Annotated in this window: 2 protein-coding genes; one reads left to right on the top strand and one right to left on the bottom strand. The window is 37.6% G+C overall.

Features of this window, described 5'->3' with window-relative positions; genetic code table 11:
* The coding region (locus tag VXQ92_RS21515; RefSeq protein ID WP_416683120.1) for a SphA family protein at positions 1–481 on the top strand (481 nt) is incomplete at its 5' end.
* Between the two features lie 58 nt (positions 482–539).
* Here the strand turns inward: VXQ92_RS21515 and VXQ92_RS21520 are convergent.
* On the bottom strand, positions 540–1,011 hold a 472-nt coding region (locus tag VXQ92_RS21520; protein ID WP_416683121.1), incomplete at its 5' end, for a helix-turn-helix domain-containing protein.

A 1,011-nucleotide genomic window follows, 5' to 3' on the forward strand; every position in this document is an offset into this window, starting at 1 on the left:
GTTTCAGGTGAATTTACCTACTGGCGAATACGACCAGCAAAAAGATATTAACCCAAGTAATAACGCTGTTTCATTTGACCCGTATTGGGCTGCCACATATTGGTTTAATCCCAAATGGACTGCGTCAACACGTATCCATTATCTCTATAACTTTAAAAATGATGACCCAAGCTATGCGTTTGCAGGTGCAAATGATATGCAAGCTGGGCAAGCAATTCATGCAAACTTCGCAACAGACTATGCCATTACTGAACAGTTCCGCTTGGGACTAAATGGCTATTGGCTAAAACAAATCACTGACACTGAAGTGGATGGTGAAAAAGTTAAAGGTAGACGTGAGCAAGTCTGGGCAATTGGTCCGGGGGCGATGTATAGTTTTTCTAAAAATGATCACTTGGTTGCAAATGCTTATTTTGAGCAAGACGCTGAAAACCGACCAGAAGGAACACGATTACAAGTTCGTTATGTTCATCATTTCTAAGTCATAAAAAAAAGCCTTTTATATTTATTGATATAAAAGGCTTTATCTATTTTTTAGTTTAAGAAAAAATAGAAGTAATTAAGCCTGAGCCTTCACTTTGACCAGAACGGCGAGTAGAAGAAGGTAATTCACCATAACGGCGTTTGTACTCTTGAGAAAAACGGCCTAAGTGAGTAAATCCCCATTTAAATGCAACGTCAGTGACCGATAGATGTTCATTATGCATAAGTTCTAAATGGGCTTGTTCAAAGCGTAATTCTTTAAGATAAGACATTGGGGTGGTTCCCAAATAATTTTTAAAACCAATAAATAGGGTTCTTACGCTCACGCCTGCATGTTCAGCTAAAATCTCGACATTAAGCGGCTCATGCAAGTGTTCTTTAATATATGCTTCTGTGCGCTTCACGAAATAAGGAGATACCGTTTTTTCTTTATATTGATCAATTTTATGTAATGCATTATTGGGCTGACCATAAATCAGTGCATTAAATAAATTTGACTCAAACTGTTTAAAGGCTAAAGGATGATGG

The sequence above is a fragment of the Acinetobacter sp. 228 genome, from assembly GCF_048147885.1.